At 73.0% G+C, this 14,996-nt stretch carries 13 protein-coding genes; 8 read left to right on the forward strand and 5 right to left on the reverse strand.

Annotated elements, in window-relative coordinates:
- Positions 1 to 5 precede the first annotated feature (5 nt).
- Positions 6 to 653, reverse strand: coding sequence for a DJ-1/PfpI family protein (locus ACFTWP_RS08175; protein ID WP_380263423.1), 648 nt, complete (start codon positions 651 to 653; stop codon positions 6 to 8).
- 71 nt (positions 654 to 724) lie between these two features.
- Here ACFTWP_RS08175 and ACFTWP_RS08180 point away from each other — a divergent pair, with 71 nt between their 5' ends.
- Positions 725 to 1,678 carry a DJ-1/PfpI family protein gene (locus ACFTWP_RS08180; protein ID WP_380263424.1) on the forward strand — a complete coding sequence of 318 codons (954 nt, stop codon included), beginning with the start codon at positions 725 to 727 and terminating at the stop codon, positions 1,676 to 1,678.
- Between the two features lie 111 nt (positions 1,679 to 1,789).
- On the opposite strand, the gene ACFTWP_RS08185 is transcribed toward ACFTWP_RS08180, so the two are convergent.
- On the reverse strand, positions 1,790 to 2,701 hold the full coding sequence (locus ACFTWP_RS08185) for a LysR substrate-binding domain-containing protein (RefSeq protein ID WP_380263425.1): 912 nt from the start codon (positions 2,699 to 2,701) through the stop codon (positions 1,790 to 1,792).
- Between the two features lie 115 nt (positions 2,702 to 2,816).
- Between ACFTWP_RS08185 and ACFTWP_RS08190 the strand changes: the two genes are divergently transcribed.
- The 4 genes from ACFTWP_RS08190 to ACFTWP_RS08205 all read left to right on the forward strand — a co-directional run bounded on the left by ACFTWP_RS08190 (position 2,817) and on the right by ACFTWP_RS08205 (position 8,096).
- Positions 2,817 to 3,629: an inositol monophosphatase family protein gene (locus tag ACFTWP_RS08190; protein WP_380263426.1), complete on the forward strand. Its 813-nt coding sequence runs from the start codon at positions 2,817 to 2,819 to the stop codon at positions 3,627 to 3,629.
- A gap of 50 nt (positions 3,630 to 3,679) precedes the next feature.
- A complete protein-coding gene (locus ACFTWP_RS08195) occupies positions 3,680 to 4,324 on the forward strand; it encodes an NADPH-dependent F420 reductase (protein WP_380263427.1) in 645 nt (214 codons plus the stop codon).
- Between the two features lie 410 nt (positions 4,325 to 4,734).
- The gene (locus ACFTWP_RS08200; RefSeq protein ID WP_380263428.1) at positions 4,735 to 6,138 is read left to right on the forward strand and encodes a nucleobase:cation symporter-2 family protein; all 1,404 of its coding nucleotides are present in this window, start codon (positions 4,735 to 4,737) and stop codon (positions 6,136 to 6,138) included.
- Between the two features lie 401 nt (positions 6,139 to 6,539).
- Entirely contained in the window at positions 6,540 to 8,096 is a 1,557-nt protein-coding gene (locus ACFTWP_RS08205) for an adenosine deaminase (protein ID WP_380263429.1), read from the forward strand.
- Between the two features lie 83 nt (positions 8,097 to 8,179).
- Here ACFTWP_RS08205 and ACFTWP_RS08210 read toward each other — a convergent pair whose 3' ends face one another.
- Positions 8,180 to 8,686: a hypothetical protein gene (locus tag ACFTWP_RS08210; protein ID WP_380263430.1), complete on the reverse strand. Its 507-nt coding sequence runs from the start codon at positions 8,684 to 8,686 to the stop codon at positions 8,180 to 8,182.
- A 326-nt stretch (positions 8,687 to 9,012) separates the two neighbouring features.
- Between ACFTWP_RS08210 and ACFTWP_RS08215 the strand changes: the two genes are divergently transcribed.
- Both ACFTWP_RS08215 and ACFTWP_RS08220 read left to right on the forward strand, forming a co-directional pair.
- A complete protein-coding gene (locus ACFTWP_RS08215) occupies positions 9,013 to 9,519 on the forward strand; it encodes a SigE family RNA polymerase sigma factor (RefSeq protein ID WP_380263431.1) in 507 nt (168 codons plus the stop codon).
- A 65-nt stretch (positions 9,520 to 9,584) separates the two neighbouring features.
- A complete protein-coding gene (locus ACFTWP_RS08220) occupies positions 9,585 to 10,388 on the forward strand; it encodes a hypothetical protein (protein WP_380263432.1) in 804 nt (267 codons plus the stop codon).
- 562 nt (positions 10,389 to 10,950) lie between these two features.
- On the opposite strand, the gene ACFTWP_RS08225 is transcribed toward ACFTWP_RS08220, so the two are convergent.
- Positions 10,951 to 11,172, reverse strand: a complete 222-nt coding sequence (locus ACFTWP_RS08225; protein WP_380263433.1) for a helix-turn-helix domain-containing protein — start codon at positions 11,170 to 11,172, stop codon at positions 10,951 to 10,953.
- Entirely contained in the window at positions 11,172 to 11,657 is a 486-nt protein-coding gene (locus ACFTWP_RS08230) for a DUF2975 domain-containing protein (protein WP_380263434.1), read from the reverse strand. The genes ACFTWP_RS08225 and ACFTWP_RS08230 overlap by 1 nt, the downstream gene beginning before the upstream one ends.
- Before the next feature lie 818 nt (positions 11,658 to 12,475).
- Between ACFTWP_RS08230 and ACFTWP_RS08235 the strand changes: the two genes are divergently transcribed.
- Entirely contained in the window at positions 12,476 to 14,824 is a 2,349-nt protein-coding gene (locus ACFTWP_RS08235) for a chitobiase/beta-hexosaminidase C-terminal domain-containing protein (protein ID WP_380263435.1), read from the forward strand.
- The last annotated feature ends 172 nt before the right edge of the window (positions 14,825 to 14,996 follow it).

Raw genomic sequence — 14,996 nt, forward strand, 5'->3', positions numbered from 1 at the left:
ACCGGTCACGGCTGCCTGCCCGCACCGCCCTCGGCGACGGCTTCGGCCGTCCAGGCGTAGTCCATCTGACGAGCGGTCCGACGAGCGAGATGCTCGCCGAAGATCCGGCCCACGATGTGCAGACTGGCGTCGATGCCGGCGCTGATCCCGGCGGAGGTGACGAGGTCGCCGTCGTCGACCCACCGGACGTCGGTGCGCAGCCGGATGTCCGGCCATCGCCGGGCCAGCTCGTCCTGGTCCTCCCAGTGGGTCGTCGCCGGGCGGCCGTTCAGTGCACCGACGGCGGCCAGCAGGAAGGCCCCGGTGCAGATGCTGAACGTCAGCGCGGAGGTCTTCCGGCGCCGGGCCAGCCAGTCGAGGACGTCCGGGTCGGCCTCGACCGCTGTGGTGACGCCGCCGGGGACGACCAGCACGTCGAAGGGTGGGTCTTCGTCGAGGGTGTGGTCCGCGACGACCTTCAGTCCTCCACGGGCGCGGACCGGGCGGTCGGTCGCCGCGATCGTCAGGACGCGCAGCAGGGGTTGGCCGTCGTCGGTGCGTGCCAGGCGGCCGGCGGTGCTGAAGACCTCGAAGGGGCCTCCCATGTCGAGGACCTCGACATCGTCGAAGAGGAGCATTCCGAAGGTCAGCGGAGCAGTGGTGGCGGGCTTCATGCCACCAGGGTGGGGGTCGGCGGACGCCGCCCGACAGTGTCGTGAACGGTGTGCACCGCTAGGATTCCGTCATGCGCCGCCACCGGATCGCCTGCCTCGCCTTCGACGGGATGGCTCCGTTCGAGCTCGCCACGGTCGCGGAGGTGTTCGCGGTGGCCCGGCCGGAGCTGGACGTGGACTGGTGGTACCGGTTCGAACTGTGCGCCGAGCGGCCCGGCCCGCACCGGGTCGTGGGCGGCTTCGACATCGTCGTGCACCACGGCCTGGACCGGCTCGCGCAGGCCGACACCGTCATCGTCCCGGGAGTCGCCGACGTGCGCGGCGACGTCTCCCCGGCGGTCCTGGACGCGCTGCGGGACGCGTACGCGCGCGGGGCGCGGGTGGTGTCCATCTGCAGCGGCGCGTTCGCCCTGGCCGCGGCGGGCCTGCTGGACGGCAGGGAGGCGACCACGCACTGGCGGCACGCCCGTCTGCTGCAGGAGCGGCATCCGGAGGTGACGGTCAACGCGTCGGTGCTCTACGTCGACAGTGGAGCGGTCGTCACCGCCGCCGGCACCGCCGCGGGGATCGACGTCTGCCTGCATCTCGTCCGCAAGGACCACGGCGCCGAGGTTGCCGCCAGGGTAGCCCGCCGCATGGTCGTGGCCTCGCACCGCGAGGGCGGCCAGGCCCAGTTCGCGGAGCATCCGGTGGGCAGGGCGCCGTCCGACGACCCGATCGGCACCGCCATGACGTACGCGTTGGAGGGCCTGCGACGACGTCTCACCGTCGACGAGCTGGCCGGTGTCGCGCACCTGTCGGTGCGGCAGTTCGAACGCCGCTTCGTCGAGGCGGCCGGCCTGCCACCGGGACGTTGGATCACCCGGCAGCGGATCCGGGCCGGGGCCGCACTGCTGGAGTCCGCGGACATTCCGGTCGACACGGTGGCCGACCGGGTCGGCCTGACGGTCGCGGGGTTCCGCCACCACTTCAGGGAGACGATGGGCGTCAGCCCCTCGACCTATCGACGCCAGTACCAGCGCTGACCACCGGCGCTGACCACCAGCGCCGCCGGGCAGCGTCTGCCGACCTCGGCGTCGGCTGGACCGGCGGCCGGAGTGCTGCCGGTCGACGCGTGTCAGCACGGCACCCGCAGGTCAGGCGGCCGGCGGCGCGAAGAGCGCCTGGACGGTTCCGGTGGCCAGGTCGCGCAGCCAGGTGTGGGCCCGGTCGTCGTCGTAGCGCCGGTGCCACAGCAGGTACAGGGGGATGTCGGGCAGCGGGAGCGGGAGGGGCAGCGCGACCAGGCCCAGTCGTTCCCGGGCCGTTCGGGTGACCGCGTCGGGGAGGGTGACGACCAGGTCGGTGCCGAGGGCGAGTTGCAGGGCGAAGGCGGCGGTGGGCCCGGCGGCGACGACGCGTCGTCGGAGGCCGTGTGCGGTCAGCGCGTCGTCGATCGGGTCGTGCAGGCTCGCCCGCCTCGACACGGTGAGGTGTTCGGCGGCTGCGTAGCGCTCGGGGCTCGGCATGCCTTCGGTGAGGGGGTGGCCCGGCCGCACGGCGACGACCAGCCGGTCCCTGCCGACGAGGCGGTGGCGGATGTCGGGGAGGCTCGGAGTGCTGGAACTCGATTCGAGGTCGACCTCACCCCGGCGCAGTTCGGCGTCGTCCGCCCCGGGTTCGGCCGACAGGCGCAGCCGGACGCCGGGTGCCTGCCGGTGGACGGCGGTGATCAGGGCGGTGCCGCAGGCGGCGGTGAGGGCGTCGTGCCAGCGCACGGTGAACACCCGGTCCAGGTTCGCCAGGTCGAGTTCCCGGTGTGCGGACAGCAGGTGGTGGGCCTGCTGTACGAGGGCGTGGACCTCGGCGCGCATGGCCAGCGCCCGGGTGGTGGGGACCATGCTGCGGCCGGTGCGGACCAGGATCTGATCCCCGGTGGCCTTGCGGATGCGGCCCAGGGAGCGGCTCATCGCCGGTGCGGTGACGTGAAGGCGGGCTGCGGCGCCGGTGACGCTGCCCTCTTCGAGCAGCGCGTCCAGGGCGGTGAGCAGGTTCAGGTCCAGTTGCATGGCGGTAACTCTACAAGTGACAAGCATGCACTTGTTGTTAATTGTCAGCCGACCTACCTTCGAAGTGCGGGGGCGAGACGAACACCCCGCACCCATCGAATCCAGGGAGCCCGCCATGAGCACCGCCATGCCTTTCGCCGCCGACACCACGCTCCTGTCCGAGGTGACCGCCGCGGTGAGGACCGCCGGCCGCACGCTGCGCGACCGCCACACCCCGCACGCCCGGGGCGTGAGCCTGGACGAGGTCGTCGCCGAGATCCACGCCAACGACGACGCGGTGCTGGAGGTGCTGCGGGAGCCGCTGCTGCGGGCCAGGCCCGGATCGCTGTGGGCCGAGGACGAGCTGGCCGGCGGCGCGCTCCCGCCCGGGGAGTGGTGGGTCGTCGACCCCGCCGAGGGCAACATCAACCACGTCCACGGCATGGAGGACTGGGCCGTGACCGCCACCCTGGTCGCCGACGACCGGCCGGTGCTCACCGTGGTCCACCTGCCGCTGACCGGCGACACCTACACCGCCGTCGCCGGCGGCGGTGCCCGCCTCAACGACCGCCCCCTGAAGGTGTCGGCGAAGACCGACCTGGGCGCCGCGCTCGTCGGCACCGGCCAGGCCCGGCCCGGTGAGGACGAGCGCACCTTCCGGCGGATCGGTGACTCCGTCACCGCCATGCTGATCAACGGCCTGGTCGTCCGGGTGTCCGTTCCCGCCACGATGCAGCTGATCCACGTCGCCGCCGGGCGCACGGACGCGTTCTGGCAGTTCTCCGACGTCCGCTCCGGCCTGGTCGCCGGCGCCCTGCTGGTCGCCGAGGCCGGAGGCACCGTCACCGACCTGGCGGGAGAACCCTGGAGCCTGGGCAGCCGCGACTTCCTGGCCGCCGCCCCCGGCATCCACACCGCCGCCCTCAAGGTGCTGTCGCCGATCGCCTGACCCGACACCCCCCGCCCTTCCCCACCCGCCACCGCAAGGAGCATCACCCCATGACCAGCATCGGCATCCTGGGCGCCGGCCGCGTCGGCACCAACCTCGCCGGGCGGCTCGCCGCCGCCGGACACCACGTCACCCTCGGGGCCCGGAGCCCCGAGCGCATCGCGACCCCCGCCGCCGGCACCGCCCCGCGGATCACCGTCGCCGACCAGCGCACCACCGCCCGCTCCGCCGACATCGTGATCAACGCGACGCCCGGCGACTCCTCCCTGGAGCGCCTCGCCGACCTGCGCACCGAGCTCTCCGGCAAGATCCTCGTCGATGTCTCCAACGCCACCCGCGACGCCGGTGACGGACTGCCGGGCGACCTCTGCTACCCCGGCAGCAGTCTCGCCGAGAAGCTCCAGGCCGCCCTCCCCGACACCCATGTGGTCAAGACCCTCAACACCATGCTGTTCACGGTCATGACCGCTCCCGAGTCCCTGGCCACCCCACCGACCGCCTTCGTCTCGGGAGACGACCGGAACGCGAAGGAGGCCGTCACCGGCCTGCTCCGCGACCTGGGCTGGCAGTCCGGATGGGTCGAGGACCTCGGCGACATCACCACGGCCCGCGCCACCGAGGCCATGATCCTCGTGGTCCCCCACTTCCTGCGCCGGCACGGCCTCCGGCCGTTCGCCGTCTCCCTCGCCCGCTGACCCACCGGCCCCCACCCGCCCGCCGCCTGCATGCCTGCATGACATGCTGCAGCGCGAGCGGGCGGGTCGGTGAGGCGGCGCGACCACGGCCCCTGCTCCGCGGCACGCTCCCGATCGGGTCGGACGCGATTGGAGGAAGCCACAGATCCGGGGGCGCCGTGGCGTGATCGAACGAGAGCTCTTGACGGTCCGGGCAGCGCTTTCTATTCTCCTCGTACGCCGAACTTCGGAATTCCAGTTCCGTATCGCGAAATTCCTCTTATGGGTTGGAACCTGTCGCCGCAGGTTCCGGCAGGTGGACGACGGCACCGCCGCCGTCCACCGGGGTCGTCCCAGCGTCACCGTGCCAGTCCCGCACCTCGGTCGTCGTTCCCGGGCCCGAAGCCACCTCGGATGTGGAGGGACGACCCATGGGACGTCAGGCCGTACTCACGAAGCCCCGGACGCCGCAGCACCCCGTCGACGAGATGCTGCCGCCGGGCCGGATGGCCACCGTCGCGCTTCAGCACGTCGCCAGCATGTACGCGGGAGTGGCCGCCCCGCCGCTCATCATCGGCGCCGCGGCCGGCCTGGCCCCGGCCCAGCTCACCACGCTCCTGGCGGCCAGCCTGTTCATCGCCGGCATCGCCACCCTGCTGCAGACGCTGGGGATCTGGGGGATCGGCTCGCGACTGCCCTTCGTCAACGGCGTCTCCTTCGCGACGGTCTCCCCGATCCTCGCCGTGATCGAGGCGAAGAAGGACGCGGCGCTGCCGTTGATCTTCGGCTCCACCCTGGTGGCCGGCCTCTTCTGCTTCCTGCTGGCACCGGCCTTCTGTCGTCTCGTCAGATTCTTCCCCCCGGTGGTCAGCGGCACGGTGATCACGCTGATCGGCGTCTCCCTGCTCCCGGTCGCCGGGAACTGGGCGCAGGGCGGCAACTCCCAGGCTCCCGAATACGGTTCGCTGGGCAACCTGGGCCTCGCGGGGCTGACCCTGCTCGCCGTCATCCTCTTCAACCGCTTCCTGCGCGGCTTCCTGCAGCGGATCTCGATCCTGCTCGGCCTGCTGGTGGGCACCCTGGCGGCGATCCCCCTCGGCAAGGTGGACGCACACGCGCTCGGCAGCCTGCCGGTCTTCGAGCTGCCGCACCCGTTCGCCTTCGGCGCGCCGCAGTTCCAGGTCGCCTCGATCATCTCGATGCTGGTGGTGATGGTGGTCTCGATGACCGAGTCCACCGCCGACATGATCGCGCTCGGTGAGGTCGTGGAGCGTCCCGCCGACGACCGCACGATCGCCGGCGGCCTGCGGGCGGACGGACTCGCGACGGCCTTCGGCGGGGTGTTCAACGGCTTCATCTGCTCGGCCTTCGCCCAGAACATCGGACTGGTCGCGCTGACCAGGATCCGCAGCCGCTTCGTGGTGGCGCTCGCGGGGGTCTTCCTCGTGGTGATGGGTCTGGTGCCGGTGGTCGGCGGACTGGTCTCGCTGGTGCCGCAGCCGGTGCTCGGCGGGGCGGGCGTCGTGCTCTTCGGCTCGGTGGCGGTGGCGGGCATCCGCACGCTGGGCAAGGCGGACCTGAGCGCGGGCTCGAACGCGATCATCGTGGCGGTCAGCCTCGCCTTCGGCATCTTCCCGATCGCCTTCCCGGCCTTCTACCAGGCCTTCCCGGACCAGATCGCGACGGTGCTGCACTCGGGCATCTCGGCCGGCTGCCTGCTGGCCGTCACGCTGAACCTGCTCTTCAACCACCTGGGCCGGGGGCGCGAGGTACCGCCAGCACACGTCCCGGAGGCACAGATCGAGGCGCTGGGACGGGTCGGGGACCCGGTCTGACCTCGCACGCGGGCCGGGGCACCGCCCCCGGCCCGCGTGCGAGCACCCCGGCCGACCTCGCCGGGCCGCCGCCCACCGCGGTCGTCACCGCGGAGCCCGTGCGGGGCGCGGCGCGGGACCGTGCCGTTGCCGCGCGAGGCCGGCGGAGACCGATCCGGCCCCGGGCCGGTGACCGCTCGAACGTGTGCGGCAGGCCGGTGGCGGGTGCGCGGTCCGCTCCGGCCACCGCCTGCCGATCCGTCGTCAGGACGCCTGCCGGCACGGTGGCATCGCCACGGCCGTACCGGGCGGCGAGGCGCGCCGCGGCGGGCGCCGCCGTGCGCTCCGGCGATCGGCTGACCTCGCCGTCCCGTCGGCCTGTCGCACCCGGCGCCCGGACGGCCCGCGGCCATGATGCGGCCATGATCCGTACAAGCCGAGCCGCCGCCGCGGCCCTCGCGGCCGGCACCGCCCTGCTCCTCTCCCTCGTCCCCGCCCCCGCGAACGCCCGGTCGGGCGGCGGGGCGCCGGAGGACCGCGTCACCCGGTACCTGCACAGCATCCGGGACCGGCCCGCCGAGCTCCGCGCCTTCTTCGAGGCCCTGCCCAAGGGCGGCGACCTGCACAACCACCTGGCCGGCGCCGCCTCCACCGAACTGCTGCTGCAGATCGCCGTCGACGAGGGCCTGTGCATCGACCGGGCGACCTCGACGGCCACCTTCGCCCCGTGCGCGGAGGGCAGCCGGCCGGCCGCCGACACGCTGACGGACGAGGACTTCCGGCTGCAGGTGATCCGGGCCTGGTCGATGCAGGACTTCGTCCCGGGAGCCGAGTCCGGCCACGACCACTTCTTCGCCACCTTCGGCAAGTTCGGGCCGGCCTCCTGGACCCACCCGGGCCGGCTGCTGGCGGAGGTCGCCGACTCGGCCGCGACCCAGCACCAGTCCTACCTGGAGACCATGCTGACCCCGGCCTCGGACGCGGCGGCCGCGCTCGCCGCCCGGGTCGGCTTCGACAGCGACTTCGAGCAGCTGCGGCAGAAGCTGATCGCCGACGACGGGCTCGGCCAGGTGGTCAGGACCGCCATCGCCGAGGCGGACGCCACCGAGGCGGAGCGCCGGGCGACCTCGGGCTGCGACGGCCCGGACCCCGCGCCGGGCTGCGGGCTGACCGTCCGGTTCATCTCGCAGGCCTCCCGGGCCTCCACCCCCGCACGGGTCTTCACCCAGCTGCTGGTCGGCATGGAACTGGCCCGGCAGGACCAGCGGTTCGTGGCGGTCAACCTGGTCCAGCCGGAGGACGCCCCCGCCGCGCTGGAGAACTACCGGCTCCAGATGCAGATGCTGGACTACCTGCACGGCGTCTACCCGGAGGCGCACATCACCCTGCACGCCGGGGAGTTGGTGCCGGGCCTGGTGAAGCCCGAGGATCTGCGCTTCCACATCCGGGAGGCCGTCGTCACCGGCCACGCCGAGCGGATCGGCCACGGCGTCGACCTGGCGTACGAGGACGACCCGCAGGGGCTGCTGCGGCTGCTGGCCGACCGGCACGTGGCCATCGAGGTGCCGCTCACCAGCAACGCGCAGATCCTCGGGGTCAGCGGGCCCGACCACCCCTTCCCCCGGTACCGGGCGGCGGGCGTGCCGGTCGCGCTGGCCACCGACGACCCCGGGGTCTCCCGCGGTGACATCACCATGGAGTACCAGCGGGCCGCGCTGACGTACGACCTGGACTACCCGGCGCTGCGCGACCTGGCCCGGGCGTCCCTGGAGTACGCCTTCCTGCCCGGGCGCAGCCTCTGGGCGGACCGCGACGGCTACCGCCCGGCCGCCGAGTGCGCGGGCGACGAGCCGGGGAGCGAGCACCCGAGCGCAGGCTGCGCGGCGCTGCTGGCCGGCAGCCCGAAGGCGGAGCTGGAGTGGCAGCAGGAGTGCGGCTTCCACGCCTTCGAGGCGGGGATCCCGCGCCGCCGACCCTGACCGCACACCGACCCTGACCGCACGCCGGAGCTCCGGACGCCCTCCCGGGCGCCGGAGCTCCGGCACGGGGGGCCACCGCGGCCCTACACCGTGGGGATCGCCAGCAGAAGCCCTCCGTCGAGGCGTTCGTGCAGGTGCCGGCCGTGCGCGGAGCAGACGACGACCGTGCCGCCCTCCGCGTCCATCGCCAGGAAGCTCGCCGGCTCACCGCAGGGCCCCTCGGAGCGGTCGTAGCCCCAGCCGGTGCCGCACTCGCGGCACCACGAGCGGCCGTCCTCCGCGAGCAGCGTCGGCCCGCAGCGCGGGCAGATCCCCCACCAGACCGTGCAGGACCCGGGCCCCTGGGCGGCGCGCACCCGCGCCAGCCTCTCGGCCGCGCCCCCGATGCGCTGCGCCGCCTCGGCGAGGGACTCGTCCACCGCGCCCGGCAACGCCTCCCGCACCCCGCGGGGCAGGCCCGACTGCGTCTTCAGTCTCTCCCGCATCATCGCGACGTCCCGCGCCAGCGCGTCCGCGCGCGTCTGCAGGTCGCGCAGCTCCGCAGGAGTCGGCTCGCCACCGCCCCCGACGGATTCATCGTCCGTGCACAAGATCCTCACCCCCCGACAACACCGCCACGCGCGGGTCCGGACCGGCAGACCCCGACCCGCGCCCCGCCGGCGGCCACCCACCCAGGAACATCGTGATCAAACCATGACAGCCACACCCCGACAAGAGACGCAGGTCACGCCACCGGGCCGACCGATCACCCGACGGGCCACCGCCCACCGTCCGGGCCCGTCGTCGACGGCCGCCGGGCAGGTGGGACGGGCCGGTGCGGAAAAAAGGTGGCCCGTCGGCGCGACATCCTGACGCCTCGCGTAGTCATGAGGGGCATGCACGGGGATCACAGGACGAGGGAACAGGCGGGGACCGAGTGAAATCAGCACAGGAGGACGAGTACCTGGAGTTCGTGGCCGCGAGGGCGAAGGCGCTCTACCGCTCGGCGTACGTCCTGGCGGCCGGCGACACGCATCTCGCCGAGGACCTGGTCCAGGAGACCCTCAGCCGGGTGTATCTGCACTGGAGCCGGGTGACCGGTGCGGACAACCCGGCGGCCTACGCCCAGACGGTGCTGGTGCGCGCCTTCCTCAGCCTGCGGCGTCGGCGCAGTACCGGCGAGCGCCCCAGCGGGAACCTGCCCGACGGTGCGGCGCCCGGCCCGGACACCGCACTGCGGATCACCCTGATGGACGCGCTCGGCCAACTGCCGCCCCGCGACCGGGCGGTGCTCCTGCTGCGCTACTGGGAGGACCGCAGCATCGAGGAGACCGCCCAGATGCTCCGGCTGAGCAGCAGTGCGGTTCGCTCCCAGGGCACCCGCGCACTCGGCCGGGTGCGCGCGTTGCTGGGCGACAGCCTCTCCGACCTGGTTCCGCACTGAGCGCCGCTGCGCGCAGGTCACAACCGCCACAAAGCCCTCTCAGCGACAGAAATGGTGACGCCAGCATGCCGTTCGAAGCAGACCTCGCACATGCCCTGGACCGCACGACCGACTCCCTCGAACCCGACCTCACCACGCTCCTGAGCGGCGCCGTCGCACGCGGGCGGAGCCGTCGGCGGCGGCGCGGCGCCGCCGTCGTCGCCGGGGTCGGCGCCTGCGCCGTGATCACGGCGGCCGGCCTGACGGTCCCCGGCGCCCTCCTCGGGACCCACACGGGAGGATCCGACATCGAGATGGTGGCACTGGCGATGCCCCGTTCGGCGATCACCGGCACCCAGATGATCGAGGCCCTGGAACAGACGCTCCCCGGCGGCCGGTTCAGCCAGGAGACCGGGCAGAGCAACAACCCCTCGGACCCGTCCGGCGGCTACGTCGCCAACGGTGAACTCGTCGTCGACGACGGGCACGGCGCCGCCATGGTCGGCGTCTCGGCCGTACGGCTCAAGCTGCCGCTGAGGGACGGCGACGGCCTGAGCTGCGAGCGGACGCCCGCACGGGCCAAGGGTGACACCTGCCGGATGAGTGAGCTGCCGAGCAGCGCAGCGGTTCCCGGCGGGGCCGTGGTGATGTCGGAGCAGAACGCGGCCGAGCACCCGGCCGGCGCCGACACCGCCCGCCGCTGGACGGTGACGGTGACCCTGAAGTCGACCGGCGCGCAGCTGCAGCTGGTGCAGTGGAACAGCACCGGCGGCGGCAGCGGCGGCGAGACGCCGAAGCCCACCCGGCCCGCTCCCCCGCTCTCCGAGGAGCAGGCGGTGGCGGCGCTCACCGGTGCCACCTGGGCGCCGATCCTCGGTGCCGTCGGCTGATCCGTCTCCCTGCCGACGACGGGCCGGGTTCGGGGTCGGGGTCGGGGTCGGGGTCGGAACGACACGTACTCGGCCCGTCGCCGGCTGCCGGCCCGTCGTCGGCGGGGCGGGGTGTCCGGACGCCCGACCGGGTAGCGGTCGCGCACGAGGACGACCAGGTCGAAGATCGGCACGGCTAGCCCAGATCCGCCCTCGCGGCTGCGGCGAACTCCTGCCTCTTAGCCCGGCAGGGACCACCCGGCTCCGGAGACGGGAGACCCTTGGGCGCCCCGGGTGGCGATGCTGTTCCGGCAGATCGAGCTCGGCCGGTTCAACCTCCCGGCGGCGGTCAGCGTCCTCCACATCGAACACCACCGACGCCGCGGCGCCCGTCCTCCCGCCCGCCCCGGCCGGCCGTCGCGCTGCCCTCCGCACCGCGTGCGGGCGGCTCGCTCCCGCCCAGGGGTGACGGCTGAGGCCTCGGCCGCCCGACAGCAGCCGGCCCCGACGCCGATCGGCGTCGGGGCCGGGTGTGCAGGCCGGTGGCGCCAGGCGCTCGCACGCCCGCCCGCCCCGGAGGCCGTCATGCGCCGGCGGCGTCCTCGTCCTCCCAGCGCAGCAGGTCGCCCGGCTGGCACTGGAGCACCTCGCAGAGCGCGGCGAGCGTCGCGAAGCGGACCGCCTTGGCGCGGCCGTTCTTGAGGACCGCCAGGTTGGCGGGAGTGATGCCCACGCGCTCCGCGAGCTCGCCCACGGACATCTTCCGCCGGGCCAGCATCACGTCGATGTCGACGGCGATCGGCATCAGATCACCTCGTCCAACTCGGCCTGCATCCGCGCCGCTTCGACGTCGCGCGCGACGGCCTGGGTGAGGAGCATCCGCAGCAGGAGCACGACGAGCGCGACCCCCAGGATGGCCAGGCCGATCCCGCCCATGATCACGGTGACGCCCGGGTCCTCCCGCTGGCCCGGCGCGTTGACGGCCGTGACGGCGAACCACACCAGGGAGGCCGCCACGATCGCACCGATCACGCCGTCCACGTACCGGAAGGCGGCGTGGGAGAACACCGTTCCGCGTCGCACCATCGCCACCAGCCGCCAGACGCAGACCAGGGCGACCTGGGCCGACATCAGCCCCACGATCGTGATCAGGCGCAGCGGCGTCAGCGGGAGCGACCCGTCCTCCGGATCGGTGGCCAACGCCCACACCATCAACGCCTGCACCAACACGGTGCCGGCGAACACCACCGCGAGCACGGCGCGGAGCGCGCGCACTGTCAGCTTCCCCATGACCCATCCCTCCATCGCTTTACGATGGGAATCTATCGAGTTTCGATAGATTGGGCAAGGTGCCACCGGCCCGCGCCGGCACCACGGCCCTGCTCAGGGCGAGTGAAAGCGCTCTCCGGGCTCGATCTCACGGCAGCGCCCCGTCGGCCGCCGTTCGTCTCCCGGCCCGACCCCGGCCCGCCGACCGCACCCTCCACGGTCCCGCCGGCAGCGGCCGACCGCAGGACCAGCCCCCTTGCCGGACAGTCGAGTTGAAGGCAGCAAGGGTCTACGCCATTCTTGCGCCGACCCTTGGCCGCCTCGTCGTCGACTGGTACCGTCCTGAATCTGAGAGAGCGCTCTCACGGGACGCGGCGAGCACCCACGCCGCGCCCCACCGGCACCCCCCACCCCATGCCCCGCTCCCCCACACACCGCTGCTCCGACCCGCAGAACCGCTGCGCGGCCACCCGTCCGGACCGTCGCCGGCCCCGACCGGCCCGCAGGGGCTCCGCCCGTGCCCGGCGCAGCGATGCACGCCACGAAGGAGAGGCCATGCCTTCCTGCACCGTGCCCCCGAACAGGACCGGAGTGCCGTCCCGCCGCCGTTCCCGGCGACCGGCGGGCGGCACCTGACGCCCTCGGCATCCCCCTGACCAGGGGCGTCGTACCGCCGGGCACGTGCCGCCGACCCGCGACCGTGCCCGTGAACCGGCGCGCCCCTCACCCCGACTCCGATCGGCCCCCGGGGGCCGATCGGCGATGTCCGGTGCCATCCCACCCCCGGCCACACACCCTCGCCCTCGCCCGTACCGTCAGACAGGAAGGACCACCACCGCATGACGCACCGCGGAACTCTCCCCCGCGCGGCACGGCACGGCACCCACGCCGTCCCGCTGCTGCTCGCCGTCCTGGCGTTACTCCTCGGCGTGCTCGGCCTGACACCCGTGTCCGGTGCCGCCGCCGCGTCACCCGACTACACCCAGAGCGTGAGCGCCACCAGCGCCACCCAGGCGCAGATCTCCTTCACCCCGACCACCGCGGCGCTCTACGTCGACGTGCACTACCTGGTCAACGCGGCCAACCAGCAGAACGTCCGGATGGTCAACGCCTCCGGCACCTGGACGCACACCGTCGGCGGCCTCGCCACCGGCAACGTCCTGGACTACTGGTTCACCTACGAGAAGAGCGGCCCGCAGTACGACACCCCGCACTTCAGCTACACCCAGGGCGGCAGCACCGGCGGCCAGACGGCGCAGCCGGCCTTCAGCCCGGCCGGCGGGCAGTACGCCACGGCCCAGACGGTGACGATCTCCGACGCCACCGCCGGAGCGACCATCCGCTACACCCGCGACGGCTCCACACCCACCGCCGGCTCCCCGGTGTACACCGGGCCGATCAGCGTCACCGCGAGCAGCACCGTCAAGGCCTTCGCCCAGGCGCCGGGCCTCACCGACTCCCCGGTGGCCACCGCGACCTACACCATCGGCGGCACCCAGACCAGCTGCCCGGTCCAGTCGGACACGCCCGACTTCGGCCCCAACGTCCACATCTACGACCCGAGCATGTCCGCCGCCACCATCCAGGCGCAGCTGGACGCCCACTTCAACCAGATGAAGGACACCCAGTCGGCGCAGTTCAGCTCCGACCGGGTGGCCGACCTGTTCAAGCCGGGCACGTACAACGTCAACGACAACGTCGGCTTCTACACCTCGGTGGCGGGCCTGGGCCAGGAGCCCGGCCAGGTGACCATCAACGGCAACATCACGGTCGACGCGTTCAACGCCTCGGACGCCGGCAACGCCACCCAGAACTTCTGGCGCAGCGCGGAGAACCTCACCATCAACCCCGGCGGCGGCACCAACCGCTGGGCGGTGGCGCAGGCCGCCCCGTTCCGCCGGATCGACGTGCACGGCAACCTCGCCCTCTACCCGGCGAGTTACGGCTGGGCGAGCGGCGGTTACGTGGCCGACAGCCGGGTCACCGGCCAGATGGCCTCGATCTCCCAGCAGCAGTGGTACACCCGGGACACCGGGCTCGGCAGCTGGGACGGCGGTGTGTGGAACATGGTCTTCTCCGGCGTCCAGGGCGCCCCGGCCAACACCTTCCCCACCCCGCCCGAGACGGTGCTCGCCACCACCCCGGTCTCGCGCGACGTCCCGTACCTGTACGTCGACGGCTCCGGCCGCTACCGCGTCTTCCTGCCGAGCCTGCGCACCAACGCGTCGGGCCCGAGCTGGGCGAGCGGCAGCACCCCCGGCAGTTCGCTGCCGATGAGCCAGTTCTACGTCGTCAAGGCCGGTGACACCGCCGCCACCATCAACAACGCCCTCTCCCAGGGCTGCAACCTGTTCGTCACGCCGGGCATCTACCACCTCAACCAGACGCTCAACGTCAGCCGGGCCAACGCGGTCGTCCTCGGCATCGGCTACCCGACCTTCGTCCCCGACAACGGCGTCAACGCCATGCAGGTCGCCGACGTCGACGGGGTCCGGATCAAGGGCCTGCTCTTCGACGCCGGCACGGTCAACTCCCAGGCGCTGCTGACCGTCGGCCCGTCCGGCTCCACCGCGAGCCACGCCGCCAACCCCACCACCGTCCAGGACGTGTTCTTCCGGATCGGCGGCCAGCTCGCCGGCAAGGCCACCAACAGCCTGGTCGTCAACAGCGGCAACACCGTGATCGACCACATCTGGGCCTGGCGCGCCGACCACGGCAACGCCGGGACGATCGGCTGGACCACCAACACCGCCGACACCGGCCTGATCGTCAACGGCAACAACGTCCTCGCCACCGGCCTGTTCGTCGAGCACTACCAGAAGTACGAGGTGATCTGGAACGGCCAGGGCGGTCGCACCATCTTCTTCCAGAACGAGAACCCGTACGACGTGCCCAACCAGGCGGCCTGGAAGAGTTCCGCCTCGGTCAACGGCTACGCCGCCTACAAGGTCGGCAGCAACGTCACCAGCCACGAGGCCTGGGGTCTGGGCAGCTACTGCTACTTCAACGTCAACCCCGCGGTGGCCAACTACCACGCCTTCGAGGTGCCGAACAACAGCGGTGTGCGGTTCCACTCGCTGCTCACCGTCTCGCTGAACTACCAGGGCACCATCACCCACGTCATCAACGACACGGGGGCGGTGACGCCGACCGGCACCACTCCGGTGAACGTCGTGTCGTACCCGTGACGTGAAGTGACGTGAAGCGGCGTGACCTGACCTGACCGGACAGCCGCACCGCATGCGGTCGTGGGGGGCGCCCGCCCCGCGGGGCGCGGGGGGCGCGGCCCCGCCCCCCGCGGCCCCCCCGGGGCGGGCGGCGGGGCCCGCCCCCCGCGGGCGCGCCCCGCGGGCCCCGGGG

The organism is Kitasatospora sp. NPDC057015 (assembly GCF_042673745.1).
In the GTDB taxonomy this organism is placed as follows: domain Bacteria; phylum Actinomycetota; class Actinomycetes; order Streptomycetales; family Streptomycetaceae; genus Kitasatospora.